A 20,168-nucleotide genomic window follows, 5' to 3' on the forward strand; every position below is an offset into this window, starting at 1 on the left:
TTAAAGCCACACATCTTGCCCCAATCGGCCGCAAAACATGGTTTCCAAAGAGTTATCCGAGGCGGTTGTTACGACAAGAGACGCGCCTTGGCCGAATGACCTTGCGCCTTGGGCGATCGATTCGTCTGCGACGGGGAACCTGATTCGGTTCTCAAGCCCGCCCCCGGCCATGACGGCAGCACACTCGACATGGACGCCAAATAGGCCGGCCAAGCTATAACCGGAGAATCAATGGGACCAGAAACCTTTGATTTGCTTTCCGAAACGCCTGCAAGACGGTCGAAGGAATTGCGAATAGCTTTCGGCATAAGGAATTACTGCCGCAACAGAGAAGCGCCACCCATATATACTGTATAAATTTAATAAAATTTTCTCGACTTGCCACAGAACGCGGTGATGGCGAGCTGGTCGGGCAAGTGCTGCCCCGCCTCCCCATAAGGATATTCGGCCAGACGGCCGCATCGCCGTTACGGTAAGGCCTACGCCTTTTGTGCATGATGCTGGACAGGATCCCCGGCGTTTATGCTCCCAGGCCGTATTTCCGTCCGCCAAAGTTGTTCTCGCGCTCATTCAAGGTGGAACTCTTATGACAGCGATGCGTACCGTCATCTTGTCCTTGGCATGGCTATTGTCCGGCGTGGCGTCTTCGCAGGAAATCACACCGGGCGATGCCCCACAGAACTCCGCGCAGGTTCTTTTCACCGGACATAGCTTGATCGATAATCCCCTGGCCAACTGGGTCGAGATGATTGCCAAAAGCCGCGGCAAGAATATTGCCTGGGAGCAGCAGATCGTCATTGGATCCCCGCTGAGGTATCGGACACGAGGTGAGTACGACCAGGATTTCAGCTGGGCCGGATATAGGTACGGGAAAAACCGCAACGGCGACCAGATGGATGTCGTCGAGGAACTGCTTCGCCCGCGGCGCATCACCACGGGGCGCCCTTACGACACCGTTGTCGCAGCGGAAAACCACAATTTGCTAAACATGATCGTATGGGAAAACGCGATTGCCTACCTGCGCCATTTTCACGACCGCCTTCTCGACGGCAACCCGAAAGGCCGAACCCTTTATGTCCACACCTGGCTTGGCGTCGACAAGAACAATCCGCAGCCCTGGTTGGAACACGAGACGAACGCATCGGTCGTATGGCAATGCGTAGCGGAGAAAGTGAAGCTGACACTGCGAGCTGAAAGGCGACCGGCCAATCTTTCCGTCGTGCCTGCCGGAACGGCTCTCGTGGAATTGGTGAAAAGGACACTTGACGGGAAGATTATCGGTTTTACCGGAAGCACCACGGAAAAACTCGATCGGATATTCCGCGACGAGGTCCATCTGACCGATATAGGCGTCTATTTCGTAGCTGCGGTCCACTACGCCTCAATCTATCGCCAGTCGCCCGAGGGCGCCGCGGCGCCTCCGACCGTGCCCCGGGACCTTGCGAAGGAGTTGCAGAAGATTGCATGGGCGGTCACCCGAGATTTTCTGCAGCAGGAAAGCTTGCACCCGCCGAGCATGGCAGAATGCCGGCGCGTCGTCGTCGAAAAAGTCTGCCGAAGCTTCTGGGTGCATGTCGGCGAACCGAACGAGGCGGGTGGCTGCCAGAGCTATTTTGCCGAAACCCAGCCGGCCCCCGGAGGCAACCCCTTCGTCTGGCCGGATCCGAATTGGAACGCCCTGCCAAGGCCAGCGCGTTAGCTCCTTCGTCCATCCCACGCGGGATATCTGTCCGAGCCTGGATGACCGAACCTGATTTGCCGGGACACGAGGGGGCGATCTCACAGTCGCGGCACACCGGACCCCTTTCCGGCATCACCCGACTGTCAGATGGAAGATGAACAGATAAACTGTCGATGTTCGGAACCTGCGCGCTGCGCCGTTCTCATGTCTTTCGCCAAGTGCATGACATATGCACGGTTGCCAGCCGACAAACATCCATGTCGAGAGTTCGTCGCTCCGGGAGGCATTGCCGCGGCAACGCCCCTGTCAGCGCTGACGTGGTTTTCTATGGTGTCCCTTCACGCAGCTGCGAAGGCTCGACTTCGCAGCCGTGATATCTCGGGTCGGTCCGCCAACCGACCGACGAACGGCTAGTTGGCCGCTCCGTATGGGAAGAGGTCATTGAGTTTGTAGGCGACCTCGGTGCGGTTCGTCGCTTTCAGCTTCTTCATGATGTTGCGGATATGGACCTTGACCGTGCTTTCCCGCAGGTTGAGCTCGTAGGCGATGATCTTGTTGGCCTTGCCCTTGCGAAGGGCTTCGACCACCGCTTCCTGGCGCAGCGTGAACATTCCCGAAAGTGGCCGGTGTTCCGCCGCCGACGTCGCAGCGGTGACCAGGTGCCGCATGGAGAGGACGCTGCTTGCCGGAACGAAGATCCCGCCGGCAACGGCCAAGCCGATCGCTTCCACGCAGACGCCGATGCCGACGCAAGAGGGAATGAAACCTCGAGCCCCATATTCCAACATTTTCACCACCTGGGCGAGGTCGTCGGAGTCGGAAAGCACGATGATCGGCGGCGACTTGAACTCGGCCGTCAATTTCGAGATGTCAGTCGCAAGTGCGGCATCGTCGGCCTTTCGGCCGCCGATATTGAACAGAACGGCCTGGACAGGCGGATAGAGATCTTTTTCTAGTTTCCATTCGTCGATGGAGCCGACAGCGCAGACATCCATCTCGAGGCCACGCCCGATAAGGGCTTTGGCAAGGCATTCGCGATCAAGCGCTCTCGCGTCGATGATCACAAGGCATCCGTCGTGGTTTACTCCCTCACTGCCTCGATCATCTCTTTCAGCGAGCTTTGGGATGTCATTCATAATGCGAAAGGATTCTGCCACAGCAGGAGAACGGCTGTAGCCGCTTGGTGTGGAACTCATCTTACCCCCTTACCTGAAGTCTAGGATGATTGTCCCCTTCAGGATCCGCAACTATAAGTACGCCAACAGACTGTCTTTACACCTTTCAACCTTTTATTAAGTTCAATATACAGGAGATACGTAATTTAGTCTATGCGCAAGTAAGCAGCTAGATAAAAATATTTACCGGGGGTGCAAGCTAAGTTCCGATAGGGAATTGGATATCTGCTTATAGTTAACGTGCACGTCAAAAACACCCCCTTAAAGCTCGAACCCGGCCCCGCCCATGAACTTTCGGACACTTGACCTGTTCCGACGCAAAAGGCTGCATTTCGGGACAACGACCACTGCGGCGTGGAAACAACCGCCATCCGGCATCTCGGCACCAAATAATCGGCCAGCCGACATATAAAAATAGCAAAACTGGAAGTTTTTGACAGCTTTTCTTAAAACAGCGGGCCAGCGTGGTGGAGAATGCCCGTTGCAAGAATTCCAGCCAGATACCCGACAGGCCAAGCTAACAATACACCCGCTTCATATAGGAAATTGTTGAGGCCATGACGGTGATTGAAGTAAAGAATCGCCGGCAATACGGGCAGTCCGTAAAGTGCAGCCGCCCATACTGCGCCCTCGAAACCGAACAAGTAATAACCGAGGGGCAGGCATGTAAAGCTGGAGACCGCGCGAATGAAATTCATGACAGTCTGGTTACGCGGTTCATTGACGGCGAGATAGACCGCGGACAGGGGACCGTAACGCATGATGAGAAGGCTGAACGATAATATCTGGATAATTGGAGCAGCATCTCGATAGCGATCATCATAGAGCACTTCGATGATTGCCGTGCCACTCGAATAGATCGCGCCCGCACTTCCGATGAAAACAAGATCCAGCGGCAATCGCATTTTCCAGAACATGGAGCCGAGCTGCTCCGGACGTTCCCTTGCGATCCTGCCCAAGGCCGGCATTGCCACGTTTAAAAACAGCCGGCCACCGGCACCTTCCAGCATCGAGATAAGATTGAAGGCCAGGCTGTAGAAGCCAAGCATGAGGGGGCTTGTCCATCCGGCGAGAAAGATACGGTCTCCATTGGCTGCTATCATCGTAAGGATGGACGACAGCATGATCCAGCGGCCAAACCGAACAAGATCCCTTATCGCCGGAGCTTCCCAGTAAAGGCTGTTATGCTGACCCGGTAGCCATGTGTGAGTGAGAATAGTGGTCGTTAACGCAGATAAAAGCGTCGCGGCCACAAACGACCAGATCGAGCCGGTGTACCACGCAAGCGAAATCCCGACCGCCAGACTGACGACCTGAGCCACTATCTCGATTAAAGTGACGCGCCCGAGATTGAGGTGCCGGAACGCAGTGATCAGCTTTGTGGATTGCAGCCCCATGATCACGGTGCAAAAAGACATCCCCATGATGATGGCCGGCAACGACGTGACCGTGTAGACCGATCCGGTCGGGAACAGGCCATACTCCGCTGCACGCCCGATCCCTATCGCGATCAGGACACATGCAAACCAGATCAGGCAGCCGTGGATGATCTGCAGCGTCCACGCGGTGTCGAGATAGGATTGGTCGTCGCCAAATTGGCTCTGTATGGCCGCGGGCCGGAGCCCGAGATCGGACAACATGGCGACCGACACCTGAATCATGGTGGCGACGGCCATGATGCCGAACATTTCCGGTATCAGCAGCCTTGTCAGCACCAGGTTGCTTGCGATGCGTACTACCTGCGAGAGGAGATACCCCATCATCGACCAGCCTGCGGCCTGGATAAGGGTCGTGCGAAGACGTCGTTTCGGCGGCTGAACCGTCACGGGCAAAGCGTCGAGAAGCAATCGCTCCCTGGCGTGAGGAGAAGGCACCTGCTTCCAATCCGAGGGAACGATTGCGTCAGTCACAGAATACTCCGCGTTCTTCAAGAAGGCTTCCCAGCTTGATGTCGAAGGCACGCAAGCAGCGTGCCCCGAACATCTCATGGCAATTGCGGAAACGGTATTTTCGAGATCCGGCCATCGTTTATCGACTAAGCAATCTCGGCGACCCGGACCGGCGCTCTGCTTTGAACCTTGGCATCCACATCGGCTGTCCCATGGAGCGCAGCCGAGACACCCGAGGCTTCAAGAACAGCACGCATGTGCTCTGAGAGCACCCGAACATACGGATCGAGCACCATGCTGTCGTGGTCTCCAGGCACTTCCGAGACCCGCAATTGCGGCACATGCCCCGCCCACCCGTTGTCAGGCAGCAGTACATCGCGGTTCTGCTTCAGGTGACGGCCGCCACCAAGGTTATAGAAGATATCGGGCTTGGGGCGAAACAACGTAACCTTGCCGGAATAAGCCCTGACATCATACCTGAGCAACGCTCTCCTGAACGCCATCTCAATCCTGACATTGTTGAAATACTCAGGCGATTCACCTTGATGCTCCAGCTCGGACTTGGCGCGCTGTTGCTCCTGATAGGCACGACGGTCCCTCAGATAGGCGCCGACAAACCTCATCTTATGCCGGCGCATATCCTGCAATTTCATGCTGATACGGTCGCGCAGGCCCAGCCCCGGCTGCCGCGGCATGGGGGTGTCCAGCATGATCACCTGGGAAACCTCTTCTCCTGCACCTTGGAGCTGATGGGCCATTTCGAAGGCGGTTATGCCGCCACCCGAATAGCCGGCGAGAAGATAGGGTCCGCTGGGCTGCACCGTGCGGATTTCGGCGATGTAGTCGGCCGCCATCTCTTCGAACGTCGCGTGCGGTTCGTGGTCGCCGTAGAGTCCGCGGGCCTGCAATCCGTAGACCGGCCTGTCCGCACCCATGGTCATCGCCAGATGGCGAAGGTTCAGGACATTGCCGAACATGCCGGCGCAGATGAACAGCGGGGTTGCTTTCGCATTCTTACCGGGGTTCATCAGTACCAGATGAACCGGCTTTGCCGTCGTCGTCGGCAGGCTCGCCGCGAGCTCGGATCCTGCGGCTTCGCCTCCATCCGGCAGTTCCGCAGCAATGCGCTCCGCACACTGTGCGATCGTCGGCGCCTCGAACAGCGTCGATATCGGCAGGTCGAGCGCATATTGTTTCTTGATCATCCGGAACAGGCGAACCGCGATCAGCGAATGCCCGCCCATATCGAAGAAACTGTCGTGGATGCCGACCTTGGCGATGCCGAGGAGCTCCCGCCAATAGCTGGCCAGCGTTTCCTCGATCGGATTGCGCGGTTCGACAAACTCGCTTTCGAGATCCGGTCTCTCGAAATTGTCACCGGACGGCGTCGCGGTTTCGGCAGAGGCGGCAATCCATTCGCGCAGAATTTCGAGATCGATCGAACTGATAATCGGCTGAGGTTCGGATGTGGCGAGCGCACGTTGCAGCGCCGAGAAACCTTCTGCCGGCAGGATACCGTTGCGCACCTGGGTGCCGAGCTTCAACATCGCCGGAGAAAGCGCGGCCTGCTTCGCTTTGGCAGCAGCCGGGGCGTCCGCCTGGGCTGCGAGACCGAGCGCAAGATCGTTCTCCAGCCTGCGCATGACGAATTTTTCGGCTTCGAAGATGATGTTGCCGTGGGGATCGGTGATCGTCACGTCGAAGGCCGCATAACCCTCGCCGAAATCGCTGCTGTCGGCGAGTTCCACGATACTGACGACCTCGGCCGGCAGGGGCCTGTGAAGGACCACCCGGCCATAGGTCGCCGGCGCCCAGAGCGAGGTCTCGGCGTCGTAGTCCTTGGCAAGTTGCATGGCAAAACCGGTCGCGATGTCGAGCAGGCCGGGATGCAGCAGGACGCCTTTCGCAAGATCGTCGGCAAAGATCGGGTCCAGTTTCAATTCCGCAATAGCCTTGCCGCGCGCCATCGCCATCGAGCGCAGGACGGCCCAGCGGGGGCCAAAGCGGATATGCTTCTCCTGAACTGCGCGAAGCGCGCTCCCGCCTCCGGCGACCCGTGACCCGTCGCATTGGGAGGCGACAGCGGCGATGTCGATCGTCGCACGCCTCTGTTGCGCCCGAGGCTTGAGAACGGCTTCGGCGTGTTTGACGAACAGCGCATCCTCGCCATCCGCCGGGCCTGCCAGAACCGCTACGCGAAAATGCGCCGCCGCCGGTTCCAACCGCACTCGAACGGCTTTTATCTCGCCGTCATTGAAGGCAAGCGGCCTCAGGAATACGAGGTCCGCCACTTCCGCTTCGAACGGAAGCCCGTATTCCCGAGACGCCTGTGCAATCAGCTCCAGATAACCTGTACCCGGCATGACCGCCTGGCCAGAAAGCAGCCGATGTTCGTCGAGCATCCATTCCGTCTCGGGGCTGACCAGCGCCTCGAGCCAGGGCAATCCCGTCTCGTCCTCTTTCCAGTGCTGGAAGAAAGGACCGGCAGCCGGCCCGGCAACCGGCTTGATCCACCCGCCGCCTTCGGAGGCGCCAAGCGCCCGTGCCGCAAGACCGACCTCATTCCAGACGCCCCAATGCAGCGCGACGGTGGCACGGTCGGCGCGATGAGAACGGCTCTGCGCGAAGGCGTTGAGATAGGCGTTCGCCGCGACGTAATCGACCTGCCCTGCCCGCACCACATCGGTGCTGGTGGAAGAAAACATCAGGAAGAAATCGAGCGCCACGTTTTCGAATGCCGCATCCAGCACCGTGGTGCCGAGCACTTTCGGCGTCAGGACCCTGTCGATGCTGTCGCGAGTCTTGGTCTGCATCAGGCCGTCATCGACCGTTCCGGCCGCATGGAAGACACCGTTGATTTCCCCGAACCGGGAGAGCGAGGTCTCGACCGCCCGGCTCATCTGCTCCGGATTGCCGACATCGCCGACCAGATAAAGAACGTCCGACCCCTTCTCCTCAAGCCTCCGGATCGCCGATATCGCCCGCCGAACGACGCCATGGCCGTGGGTGCGATCGTAGAATTCCCAGTTTTCCCGCGGCGGCAGAACCGTGCGTCCGACAAGCACGATCCGCGCCCGGAACCGGCCGGCGAGTTCGTCGGCAAGCGCCAAAGCGACGTCGCTCAAGCCGCCGGAGAAGAAGTAGACGCCACCCTCGCGCAGTATCGCCTGTTCGGACGATACGTCTTTCAATGGCAACCGCTGATGAACCTGCGACCAGCGCCGCCCTTTGCGCAAGGCGACGATTTCGGATCCCGGCTTGGCATGCAGGTCTTCCCAGAGCTGCTCGATCAACGCCGCCGGCTCCGCGGCCTCTTTTTTCTCCACCCGCCCGGTCATACGCGCAAAGGAGAACCGCTTGTCGTTCCGTTCGGCCTTGGGCGGCAGATCGATATCGATCACCCTGACCGTGGCACCGGCCATCTCCTTCGGCAGGACCAGGCTGGGGCCTAGAACGGTGGCCTTTTCGGGATAGGGCAGCGGCTCGCCCGAGACCTGCTGCATGCCGTTGGCGATGACGGTGAAATGCAGGTCCGCAACGCTGGCCGCCTCCCCCAGAGCCTGGGCGAGATGCAGCATGCTGTCGAAACCGCATTCCTGGTTCCGATGGAAGAAATTCGAGCCGGGCCGGAAGGTCTCGGCCTGGGTCAGAAGCCACATATGCACGATACGTGATGGCAGGCCGCCATCACCGACAAGCCCGGCAATCAGGGCGTCATATCCGGCGCGGCCCAATTCCGGGCAGAGCATGTAGTCCTCGGCGCTGCGGCGAATGAAAGCGTCGCCCAGGGACACTGTAACCACACGGTGGCCGGCCGCCCTCAGCGCTTCGACCAGCTTCTGGCCGATCCCGGCCTCGTCGAGGAAAAAGAGCCAGGATTGCGCCTCTTTCTCAGCGCCCAGCTCGTAGTCAGCCAGCGTCTGCTTCCAGGAGGGGCGATAGCCCCAGCGCGCGATATCTGGCTCCTTCGAAAGGACGGGCTCGGCGTTCTTGCCTCTCTCATTCGCTTCGGCGCGGTCTATGAAGAAGCGCTTGTGCTGGAACGGATAGGCCGGCAGCCGGACCCGGCGCGGCGAACGTCCCTGCCACAAGCGGTCGATATCGACCTCAAGGCCGGTCGCCCACGCACGCCCCACGGCGGCGAGGAAATGGAGCCGATCGTCGCCGGCCTCGTCGGCATGCGGCAGGCTGTTGATCACCTGGTTTGCGGGGATCGACCCCTGAGCCTTCGTCAGTGACGACAGGACGCGCCCGGGACCCACTTCGATATAGATACGTCCCGGCTCCGCCGAAAGCGCTGCCATGCCATTCGCGAAATAGACGGTCGAACGAAGGTGACCGACCCAATACATCGGATCGGTCGCCTCTTCGGCGCTCAGCGGCAGGCCCGTACGGTTCGACAGGATAGGAATGGCCGGTGCCCGAAGAGTAATCCCGCGCAGAAAGGCCTCGAAGGCTTTGAGAATGGGCGTGACCAACCGCGAATGCGCCGCGATGTTGATCGGCACGCGCGTCGCGTCGATGCCCTGCCCCGCCAGAAACTCCCGGAAGAGGTCGAGATCCTCGTTGAGGCCTGACACCACGCAAAGCGATGGCGCATTGACCGACGCGATGTCAAGCGATGGCGGCAGGAGCTCGGAAAGCCGGTCGTGATCGAGCGGCACGCTCATCATGCCGCTGGGCCGAATAGTCTCAAACAGCTTGCCGCGCAAATGTACCAGGTTGACGGCGTCCTTGAAGGACATCACGCCGGCAACACAGGCCGCGGCGTTCTCGCCCATGGAGTGGCCGATCAGCGCCTTCGGCTTCACGCCCCAATCCATCCATAGGCGCGCCAACCCGATCTCGGTGATCAGAATGGCCGGAAGCTGGAGCGAGGGGCGAAGGAAGGTTTTCGCAGCCGTTGCGGAGTTCTCGCCGAGCCATACCGTGCGGATCTCATTTGCTGCGTCGACGGGCAGATGGGAAAGCCCCTCTTCGACGCTCCGCCGGAATGTCTGATCCTCCTCGTAGAGCCGCTTGGCCATGCCGACATATTGAGCACCGCCGCCCGGAAACAGGAATATGGCGCCAGAATTGTTCGGCACGGACTGATGAACGAAACCGCGGCTGCCGGGGTTGGCAAGGACCGCGATGGCGTCCTCCCGGCCACGGACGGCGACCACCATGCGATGATCGAAATGTTTGCGGCCATGCTGCAGCGTATAGCTGACGTCATCGAACGAAAGGCCGGGCTGTGCGGAAATCGCCGAGCCGAGCCGCTCGGCCGCCTGGTCGATCGTCTTGCGCTGGCGGGCCGAAAGGAACAGCAACATCGGATCGGAATCGGCGCCGATCTCCGCGTTGGCCCCGGCCGCGTCGGCCACGTAACGGGTCGGTGCCTGCTCGATGATTGCGTGCGCATTGGTGCCGCCGACGCCGAGCGAGTTAACGGCCGCCCGGCGCGGACCCGGCGCATGTGGCCACTTCACCAGCTTGTTGTTGACCCGGAACGGGCTCTTCTCGAAATCGATCGAGGGATTGGGCCGCTCGAAGCCGAGCGTCGGCGGAATTTCACCCTCGTTGACGGCAAGCGCCGCCTTGATCAGAGCGACGACGCCCGCTGCGGTATCGAGATGGCCGATATTCGATTTGACCGATCCGACATGGCAGAAGCCGGTCCGGTCGGTGCTCTGCCTGAAGGCCGCCGTCAGCGCCTCGATCTCGATCGGATCGCCGAGGAACGTGCCGGTACCGTGGCACTCGACATATTGAATGGTGTCGGCATCGACGCCTGCGAGCCCTTGAGCCTCCAGAACCGCCTCGGCCTGTCCGCTGACGCTCGGCGCTAGATAACCCGCCTTGCTGCTGCCGTCGTTGTTGACGGCCGTGCCCTTGATCACGGCATGGATCACATCGCCGTCGCGAAGAGCATCCGAAAGCCGGCGAAGCACGACCACCCCTACGCCGCTTCCGAAAACGGTCCCCGCCGCGCGATGGTCGAAAGGCCGGCAGTGCCCGTCGGGGGAAAGGATCTCGCCTTCCTGGAACGTGTAGCCGCGCCGATGCGGGAACTCGATCGTCACCCCGCCGGCCAGCGCCATGTCGCACTCGCCGGAGATCAGGCTTTGGCAGGCATAATGCACCGCGACGAGCGACGTCGAGCAGGCGGTCTGCACATTGACGCTCGGGCCGCGCAAGTCGAACGTGAAGGAGGCTCGCGTCGCCAGAAAATCCTTGTCGTTGCCCGTGTGGCGCAACAGGAACATTCCCACCTGGTCGATCAGGTTGCGATTGCTGCAGACGTTGAAATAGAAATAGCTGCCCATGCCGCAGCCGGCGAAAATACCGACCGGGCCGGGCTGATTGTTCGGCGTCCGGCCTGCGTCCTCCATGGCTTCCCAGGCGCATTCCAGGAAATGGCGGTGCTGGGGATCCATGATCGCCGCCTCCTTCGGGTTCAGGCCGAAGAACTCCGCGTCGAACATTTCCATATCGGGAAGGTCGGCGCCGCGGGGAACATAGTTGGGGTGATGGAGCCGCTCGGGGTCCTCGCCTTCAGCGATCAGGTCCTCCGGCGAAAACGTCCGGACCGACTCTACGCCGTCTCGCAGGTTTTGCCAGAATTCCGAAACATTACGCGCACCCGGCACTCTCAAAGCCATGCCGACGATTGCAATATCGCTGGCACAGACCTGGTTTGACCCCTCAAGCATCGACACCGCCCCAATCCACGGAGGCCAACCTGATGACATCACCCCAATGATGCCACGAGCCTCGTTCCGCTTCCCAGTGAAATCCGCGAGCGCAAACCCGCAGCCTCAATGTGCTGCCAGCCAAGACGCAATCGCAATTACTCCTTTGGAAGCCATGATCATCCGTATGGGGGAAAGCCGGGTATCGCCGGCAATTCAGGCTTAGGCGCGATCATCCGCATGGGTGCTCCGGCGCATGTTGAGTTTTATACCGCTCCCCGTTTCTATCGGAGTGCCTGGAACAGCAACGAGTGGGGACAAGCTTTATGGGCGAATTGAAGTGTGTTTTGATCGGTGGCGGTTTATTACTGGTTCAATGCGCTGAAATTCTGCGGGGGCGCGGACATAGGATCGAGGCCGTAGCGACGTCGAACGGATCGGTCAGAAACTGGGCGCAGGCCCAGGGTATCCCCGTCGTGACGCAGGAGGGCGATTACGCCGCCCAGCTGACCCAATACGACTACGACTGGCTCTTCAGCATCGCCAACCTGAAAATGGTTCCCGATGCGGCCTGGCGGCACGCCAATATCGGCGCCGCCAATTTCCATGACGGCCTGCTGCCGGATATGGCCGGCCTCAACACACCCGCCTGGGCGATCCTCGAAGGTCATGACCGGCACGGCATCACCTGGCACGCGATCACCGAAGGGATCGACGAAGGCGATATCTATGCGCAGCAGCATTTCGAGATCAGCGCGGACGAGACGGCGCTGACGCTGAATACGAAATGTTTCGAAGCCGGGATCGCGACTTTCTCCGACATGCTTGGCGATATCGAGCGCGGCACCTTGAAACCGTGCCGGCAGGATTTCGCAACCCGCACCTACTACGGACAGCTCAAGCGTCCTTCGGCCGCCGGTACGCTCGATTTCACGGCCTCGGCAGGCGAGCTTTCGCGTCTAGTACGCGGCCTGGATTTCGGCCCCACATATCTCAATCCCCTGGCAACGCCCAAGGTTCGTTTCGGCGACGACGTCTTCACCGTCAGGAACCTTCGCGTCCTCGACGGCGAACTGAACGGGGAACCTGGTCTCGTCCTCTCGGTCGGCGCCCATGGTGTGACGATCGGCACCGCAGACATGCCGGTTCTGCTCGAGGCCGCCCGCAAGGATGGCACCCGGCAGATCACGCTCTCTTCGGTACTGCGTCCGGGCGATCGGCTGCCGCTGATGAGCGAGGCGGACAAGACCGCCCTGTCGGAAGCGGTTTCCGCTCTTGCGCGGCATGAAACCTTCTTCCGCCGTGCGCTCGAAGCCGGCACCGATATCGCGCTTCCCTATATCAAAGCATCGGAAGCCGGCCAAGCACCGGATATCCGCATCATTCCTCTACTGTTTTCCGGGCAGCTTTCGCGCCAGGAGCGGGTCGCGTTGACTGGAGCCTTCCTCGTGCGTCTTTCCGGCCAGACCGCGTTCGATCTCGCCTATACCAACGACCGGCGGGCAGATCTCGACGCCCGCCATCCCGGCTATTTTGCGAAGTCCATTCCGCTGCGGATCAACGCCGCGGGGCAAGCCACGGTCGACGACCTGCTCGGGCAGGTCGATCAGGCGTTGAGGGTGCTGGACCAACGCCAGGGTTATTGCCGCGATCTTGTCGACCGTTATCCCGGTCTTGCAGCGCCGGAATTGACGATCGGTGTCGCAGACATCTCCAGTCCGGCGCTCGTCGACGAGATCGAAGGCTGCGCCCTGACCTTCCGGCTCAGCGAGACCAAAGCCGACCTGCTCTACGATCGGGCGCGTATCGACGAGCGGCAGGCGCAGGATCTGGCGACGGCATTTGCGATCCTGGCCTCGGCGTTCGAGGACCGCACGACCTTGCTGCAGGACCTGCCCTTGATGTCGAATGCCGACAGAAACATGGTCCTCTTCGACTGGAACCGGACGGAGCGCGAATACGATACCGCCGCCTGCGTCCATCAACTTATCGAACGGCAGGTCGACCGGACGCCGGATGCCGAAGCTCTGGCATTCCACGGCCGCTCCCTTTCCTACCGCGAGATGGACGAACGGGCGAACCTCATCGCCCAAGCGCTGGTGGCCCAGGGCGTCGGCCCGGACGTCACCGTCGGCCTTTACCTGCCGCGTTCGCTCGATCTGGTCGTCGGCGCGCTCGCGATCATGAAGGCGGGCGGGGCCTATATTCCTCTCGACCCGCATTTCCCGGCCGACCGCCTCGCATTCATGATCAAGGATAGCGGCGCCAAGCTGGTTCTGACCGAGCGACGGCTGTCGAAATCCGAGACGCTGGATGGCAGCAATTTCCTGTGTGTCGAGGATATCCTCAGAAACCAGGCGGCAGCGGATCGCCCGGCAACCGGCGTCGCTTCCAGCAATCTCGCCTATGTCATCTACACGTCCGGCTCCACCGGCCTTCCGAAGGGCGTGATGCTGGAGCATCGTAACGTCGTGAATTTCTTCGCCGGCATGGACGAACGGGTGCCGCGCACCGCCGATCGTCGCAATGTCTGGCTGGCCGTCACCAGCCTCTCCTTCGATATCTCGGTTCTCGAACTCTTCTGGACGCTCGCCCGCGGCTTCAAGGTCGTCGTCCACTCCTCCGAAATTATCGAAGCCAAGGCGAAGGGTGCGTCTTCCGCCGGGAGAGGTACCAATCTCGATTTCGGCCTCTTCTACTGGGGCAATGACGGCGGATCGGGTCCGGACAAATACCGGCTGCTGGTCGAAGGCGCCAAATTTGCCGATGCCAACGGTTTCGATTCCGTCTGGACGCCGGAGCGTCATTTCCATGCGTTCGGCGGTCCCTATCCGAACCCGGCGGTCACCGGCGCGGCCGTCGCGGCTGTCACCAGGAACCTTTCGATCCGGGCCGGCAGCTGCGTTCTGCCGCTTCATCATCCCGCGCGCGTCGCCGAGGAATGGGCAGTCATCGACAATCTCAGCAACGGGCGCGTCGCACTTGCCTTCGCCTCCGGCTGGATGCCGGAGGATTTCGTGCTCCGGCCGGAAAACGCACCACCGAAAAACAAGGCGAGCCTGACCCGCGACATCGAGGTCGTCCGCAAATTGTGGCGCGGCGAGAGCGTCGATTTCGATTTCGGCGCCGGCACGGTCGCAGTCGTGACCCAGCCGCGTCCGGTCCAGAAGGAGCTCCCGGTCTGGCTCACCACCGCCGGCAATCCGGAAAGCTACCGGGAAGCGGCCCGGCTTGGCGCCAATGTGCTGACCCACCTGCTCGGCCAGTCCGTCGACGAGCTTGCGGAGAAGATACGGATCTACCGGCAGACGCTCGCCGAGACCGGCCGAAACCCGGCCGATTATAAAGTCACATTGATGCTCCACACCCTGATCGGCAAAGATCGCGACGAGGTGCGGGATCTGGCGCGCGGCCCGATGAAGGAATACCTGTGCAGCGCAGCCGCGCTCATCAAGCAATATGCCTGGGCGTTTCCGGCCTTCAAGAAGCCGCAGGGCATCGCCCAGCCGATGGACATCGACCTCCAGTCGCTGGCGCCCGAGGAGATGGACGCTATCCTGGAATTCGCCTTCCTGCGTTATTTCGAGGACAGCGGCCTGTTCGGTACCGTCGAGGATGCGCTGGAAAGGCTGGACCAGGTCAAGGCGGCCGGCGTCGACGACATCGCATGCCTCATCGATTTCGGCCTGGCCGACAATATCGTCCTGGAAAGGCTTCCCTTGCTGGCCGAAGTCGTCAAGACGAGCAAGAATCCCGTCAGCGACGAGATCGGCGACGGTTTTGCGGAAGAAATCCGCAAACACCGGGTCACGCATCTGCAATGCACGCCCTCGATGGCCCGCATGTTCATGATGATCGACGAGGACCGCGCCGCTTTGAGCGATGTACGCCATCTCTTCCTCGGCGGCGAGGCGCTGCAGGGTTCGCTTCTTGCAGCCTTGCGAACCGTCACCGACGCGACGATCGAAAACATGTACGGCCCGACGGAGACGACGATCTGGTCATCGACTTTCACGGCCGGCCCATCGACGGGCGTCGTTCCGATCGGCCATCCGATCGCCAACACCCAGCTCTATGTGCTCGACAACGCCCTTAATCCGGTGCCACCTGGCGATGTCGGCGAGCTTTATATCGGCGGCGACGGCGTCGCCCGCGGATATCACAACCGCGAACAGCTCACGCAAGAACGCTTCCTGCCAAACCCGTTCATGGAGGGCCGGATCTATCGGACAGGCGACCTTGCCCGTTTCGACCGGAACGGCGTGCTGCATTTCCTTGGCCGCACCGATCATCAGGTGAAGATACGCGGCCATCGCATCGAACTCGGCGAGATCGAGGCGCGCATCGGGACATTCGCCGGCATCCGCGAGGCTGTCGTGGTCGCCCGCAAGGACAGTCCCGGCGACGTGCGCCTGGTAGCCTATATCCGCACCGACGGGACGTCCGTCTCCGAACAGGAACTTCGTGCCTATATCGCCGAGGCCCTGCCGGACGCGATGATACCGTCGCATTTCGTGATGATGGAAGCCTTCCCCCTGACACCGAACGCCAAGGTGGATCGCAACAAGCTGCCTGCCCCGACGGAAAAGATCCAGGCCCCGGCAGCCACGTTCATCGAACCGTCCAATACTCTGCAGCGGGATATCAGTGAGGTGTTCGGTCGCGCCCTTGGGCTTGAGAAGGTCGGCATATTCGACAACTTCTTCGCTCTCGGCGGGCATTCGTTATTGGCGGTCCAGGTCCATCGGGAAATGAAGGCGAAGCTGGCGCCGGATCTCACGATCACCGACCTCTTCCGTTTCCCGACAGTTGCCCTCCTCGCCGACCATATCTCCGGCAAGGGCAAGGCAGACCTGCAGCTCGGCCGGGCAGCCGAGCGAGCCGCATTGCGGCGCAATGCGATGGAACGGCGCCCGACGCTGGTTCGCGTGGAGACCAAGGTCTAGCCATGCTGCTGGAAGGCATGTTCGACCCTTCCGTGTCGGTCGCCGAAGCCGACCTGCTCGGTGACGTTTCGAAACTCTATCCTGAAGAGAGAACGGCGATCGCCAATGCGGTGAAAAGCCGGCAGCAGGAGTTCACCGCCGGCCGCATCTGCGCCAGGCGGGCCATGGACCATCTGGGACTGCCTGGAATGGCCATACCCGTGGGATCGGACCGTGCGCCGATCTGGCCGGCCGGGATCGCCGGGAGCATCAGCCATTCCGCTACCCGCTGCGTCGCCGCCATCGGCCGCCATTCGGACGGCATCAAGGCTCTCGGCCTCGATCTTGAGGAAGCGACGCCGCTTGACGACACCTATGCGCAGGAGATCTGCACCCCGCGCGAGCGACAGTGGCTCAACCGCCAGCAATGGGGCATTCGCGGGCGGTTGGTGAAGGCGATCTTCAGCGCCAAGGAATGCACCTACAAATGCCAGTACGGCCTGACGCGCACGATGTTCGGCTTCGAGGCCATCCGCATCGAGCTGAACCTGGGCGACGGGCATTTCGCCGCCTATTTCGAGATCGATGTCCCGCCCTTCAAGACGGGGGACCGGCTGCTGGGCCAGATCAGGCTGCGCGACGGGTATGTCGTCGCCGGCATGATTATCCGCTGAAACCGCCGGCCGTATCCAGGTCAGCAATCCGCAATCATATTCCACGTAACCGACTGCATTCGCTCTGCGAATTGCATCGGATAACCCATGTTGGGCGCAAGGATCAGACTTCAATTGATCCATCAGCCATCAAATGGGCGTAGACATGTTCACGGTGGCTCCACCTGCCCCGAAATAGGATGAGCCCGTGCACACTCGAACGGTGTAGCGTGGTCAGCTTAGAACCCTCGGCCCTCGGGCTATGATTGACCCCTTGAGACGCGTCGTCGGAGGGGCAGCCATGCAACAGGACATACTGATCGCCACGGCATTGTTATTGTCCGTCGTCGTCCTGGTTCCGACTGTCTTTTTCGCGATTGAATGTCTTGCCGGAAGCCTCGGCGGGCGAAGCGGACCGCCACGTCAGAACGGGCGACGGCCGCAAGTTGCGATTCTTGTCCCGGCGCATAACGAAGAGCTCCAGATCACCGATACCCTGCACAGCATCCAGAGCCAGATGCGCCACGGCGATCGGCTGATCGTCGTGGCGGACAATTGCAACGACCTCACCGCATCTCTGGCACGTGAAGCGGGCGCGGATGTCATCGTACGGTTCGATCCGGTTCGCCGCGGCAAGGGATACGCCCTCGACGCTGGCGTCAGGTACCTCGGCCTGCTGCCGCCGGACGTGGTCGTCATTGTCGACGCCGACTGCTGGCTGGAGCCGGGTGCACTCGATAACCTCGCCCTCATGGCCGCGGCAACGAACGGACCCGTGCAATCCCGCTACCTGATGTTCGCGCCGCCGGACGCAAGCATCAACCTTGCGGTTTCCGAATTCGCATTTCTTCTGAAAAACCGGATCCGGCTTCTTGGACTGGCGAAACTCGGGCTTCCTGCGCAATTGACCGGCTCGGGCATGGCATTTCCCTGGGCCATCCTGCGGGACGCCGCGCTTGCGAACGGCGATCTGGTCGAAGACATGAAGCTTGGGCTGGACCTCGCGCGGATCGGCCACGCTCCGCTTTTCTGCGATGCCGCGGCCGTCAGCAGCAGGTTTCCGTATTCGAAGAAAGGCCTCGAAACGCAGGCTTCCCGATGGAACGCCGGCCGCTTCGCGCTGGCGGCACACCTCTTCTCAGCCTTGCTGGACGTCAACACGTTGCGGAACAGGGCCTATCTGGCGCTCGTCGTCGATGCGCTCATACCGCCGCTGACATTGCTGGCAGCGCTTCTCCTGCTCTCACTGTTTCCGGCAGTCCTCCTCGCAACTTCCGGAATTGCGATCTGGCCGTTGGCGATCTCGATCATCAGCATCCTGGCTTTCGATATCGCGCTATCGGTGGCGTGGTGGCGTCATGGCAGACGTGCGCTTCCCATGCATGCCATGGCAGACATTCCGGGATACATGTTCAGGAAACTGAGGCTTTATCCGCGCCATATCCTCCAAGCCGGCGGGGCGGCCTGGATCAGAACCGATCGAAACAGGAACCACTGATGGGAGAGACGGGGGCATTGCCCCTTTCGGAGGCTCGTGGTCAGGACGCGGAATCCGAAACGACGCAAGGCTCCGTCCGTTTCGCCTTTGTCGCAGACAGTTTCCGAGCAATATGCTCACTGACACGCAAGGCGTTGGCGGCAATCGTCAGGCTTGGATTGGCCCCTCCACTGGTCGGGAAGAACGAAGCGTCAACGACATAGAGATTGTTCAGGTCGTGCGCACGGTTATTGACATCCAATACCGCGGTGGAGGGATCCGGACCAAACCGGCACGTTCCACAGGCATGGCCGTAGTTGAGGTTGACTTCGGACCCGAGCATCATCATCCGGTGCCGCTTGAATGCCTTCCGATATAACTTGCGGAAGGCCTGCATTCTTTGCCGCAGTTCGTTATGAATCGTATATTCGAAATAGATGCTGGCGGCATCTTCCGGATCAGGCTTCACGCGATTTTCGGGATAGGGCAGATCCTCGAGGATAGACGTGAATATCGTTGCGTTGCCGGAGATAAGAGCGCCGATCATCGCCGGAATGCGCATGAAGGGCTTGAGCGGCTTCAGCCAGACCCAGCCGTTCCGGTCGATCAGTGATTTCAGGAAATGAAGCACGTTATTGGCGGTCGCAGTCAGGCCCGTGGACTGGATGGCGCCTAGCTTGAGACCTTGATGCTCATAGAAATCGCGAAAGCCGATCGACTTTCCCGGCTCTGAAACACGGGTCCTGCCCCGGGGCCAGACAGCGAAGAAGTCGGACGCGTGGAACATCAGGTTGCGCCCCACCAGATCCGACGTATTTGCAAGGCCGTTTGGCCAGAATTCGTTGGTCGAGTTGAGGAGCAGCAAGGGTGTCGAAAGCGCGCCGGCCGCCAGTACATAGAGCTTGGCAACGATTGCCAGCTCGTCTCCATTCCTCCGGCACGACAATTGAGTGACCGCCTCGTCGTCGGCCGAGACCTTTTCCACGTTGCATTGATCGATGACCATGGCGTTTCCGGTCGCGAGTGCCGGCTCGATGAACGCCCGCCGCGCATCCTGCTTGCAGGATTTATGGCAGATGAAGCCGCCGCATTGGCCGCACCCGTCGATATATCGGCAGGCCGTGTGAACCCGATAGGGATGCATCCCGTTCGCTTGCGCCGAGTCGAAAAAATGCTGATCGCATCGCGTCATGGCAGGAGGCTCGATGACCTCAGATCGTGGCTGCAGCGGATCCTGACTGCCGCGCACATGCAGAAGGCGCTCCGCCTTGCGATAAAAAGGCTCAAGGTTTTCATAGTCTATCGGCCAGGCCTGCCTGCCGGACTTGTCGACGATCTTGAAATCGCTTGGGGAAAACCGTTCGAGCGCCGCCGCATAGATAAGCGTCGACCCGCCGACACCGCAACCGAGCGCGGGAAAGAACCGGACTGGACGGGCATCCACCGAGCCGGAAATCTGCTGTGGCCACCGGCCATTTCTCAGGCGCTTCGCTTCGTCCAGGCTATCTGGGTCGTCATCTTCGTCCTGCGAAAAGTGCGCCAGACCCTTTTCAATGAAAAGTACGCGGTGACCGGCGGTTGCCAGTGCGTATCCCATTGCCGCCCCGCCCATTCCGGCGCCGACGATGGCAACGTCCCATTCAAACTCCATCCACACCCCCAACTCAAAACCAGGACTGTGGCCATCAAGCCTT

8 protein-coding genes are annotated in these 20,168 nt (G+C 60.7%); 4 read left to right on the plus strand and 4 right to left on the minus strand.

What is annotated here, in order from left to right; genetic code table 11:
• Positions 1–490: 490 nt before the first annotated feature.
• A complete protein-coding gene (locus tag C5J26_RS18665) occupies positions 491–1,699 on the plus strand; it encodes a hypothetical protein (RefSeq protein WP_245441198.1) in 1,209 nt (402 codons plus the stop codon).
• Between the two features lie 392 nt (positions 1,700–2,091).
• On the opposite strand, the gene C5J26_RS18670 is transcribed toward C5J26_RS18665, so the two are convergent.
• The 3 genes from C5J26_RS18670 to C5J26_RS18680 form a co-directional block, all read right to left on the minus strand.
• Entirely contained in the window at positions 2,092–2,877 is a 786-nt protein-coding gene (locus C5J26_RS18670; protein WP_105403112.1) for a response regulator transcription factor, read from the minus strand.
• 425 nt (positions 2,878–3,302) lie between these two features.
• On the minus strand, positions 3,303–4,766 hold the full coding sequence (locus C5J26_RS18675; RefSeq protein ID WP_245441199.1) for an oligosaccharide flippase family protein: 1,464 nt from the start codon (positions 4,764–4,766) through the stop codon (positions 3,303–3,305).
• A 125-nt stretch (positions 4,767–4,891) separates the two neighbouring features.
• Positions 4,892–11,440: a type I polyketide synthase gene (locus C5J26_RS18680; RefSeq protein WP_245441200.1), complete on the minus strand. Its 6,549-nt coding sequence runs from the start codon at positions 11,438–11,440 to the stop codon at positions 4,892–4,894.
• 455 nt (positions 11,441–11,895) lie between these two features.
• Here C5J26_RS18680 and C5J26_RS18685 point away from each other — a divergent pair, with 455 nt between their 5' ends.
• From C5J26_RS18685 to C5J26_RS18695, 3 genes are all read left to right on the plus strand, one after another.
• On the plus strand, positions 11,896–16,365 hold the full coding sequence (locus tag C5J26_RS18685; protein WP_105403114.1) for a MupA/Atu3671 family FMN-dependent luciferase-like monooxygenase: 4,470 nt from the start codon (positions 11,896–11,898) through the stop codon (positions 16,363–16,365).
• A gap of 2 nt (positions 16,366–16,367) precedes the next feature.
• Entirely contained in the window at positions 16,368–17,018 is a 651-nt protein-coding gene (locus C5J26_RS18690; RefSeq protein WP_105403115.1) for a 4'-phosphopantetheinyl transferase, read from the plus strand.
• A gap of 280 nt (positions 17,019–17,298) precedes the next feature.
• Positions 17,299–18,495 carry a glycosyltransferase family 2 protein gene (locus C5J26_RS18695; protein WP_172724288.1) on the plus strand — a complete coding sequence of 399 codons (1,197 nt, stop codon included), beginning with the start codon at positions 17,299–17,301 and terminating at the stop codon, positions 18,493–18,495.
• Positions 18,496–18,535: 40 nt separating this feature from the next.
• On the opposite strand, the gene C5J26_RS18700 is transcribed toward C5J26_RS18695, so the two are convergent.
• A complete protein-coding gene (locus C5J26_RS18700; RefSeq protein ID WP_105403117.1) occupies positions 18,536–20,125 on the minus strand; it encodes a GMC family oxidoreductase in 1,590 nt (529 codons plus the stop codon).
• Positions 20,126–20,168 lie beyond the last annotated feature (43 nt).

Source organism: Neorhizobium sp. T7_12 (genome assembly GCF_002968535.1).
Lineage (GTDB): Bacteria > Pseudomonadota > Alphaproteobacteria > Rhizobiales > Rhizobiaceae > Neorhizobium > Neorhizobium tomejilense.

Bases quoted from the DNA above. Each gene is read 5' to 3' on its own strand.
- C5J26_RS18680 (WP_245441200.1), bottom strand. From the start codon at position 11,440: ATGCTTGAGGGGTCAAACCAGGTCTGTGCCAGCGATATTGCAATCGTC.
- C5J26_RS18695 (WP_172724288.1), top strand. From the start codon at position 17,299: ATGCAACAGGACATACTGATCGCCACGGCATTGTTATTGTCCGTCGTC.
- C5J26_RS18700 (WP_105403117.1), bottom strand. From the start codon at position 20,125: ATGGAGTTTGAATGGGACGTTGCCATCGTCGGCGCCGGAATGGGCGGG.
- C5J26_RS18690 (WP_105403115.1), top strand. From the start codon at position 16,368: ATGCTGCTGGAAGGCATGTTCGACCCTTCCGTGTCGGTCGCCGAAGCC.
- C5J26_RS18670 (WP_105403112.1), bottom strand. From the start codon at position 2,877: ATGAGTTCCACACCAAGCGGCTACAGCCGTTCTCCTGCTGTGGCAGAA.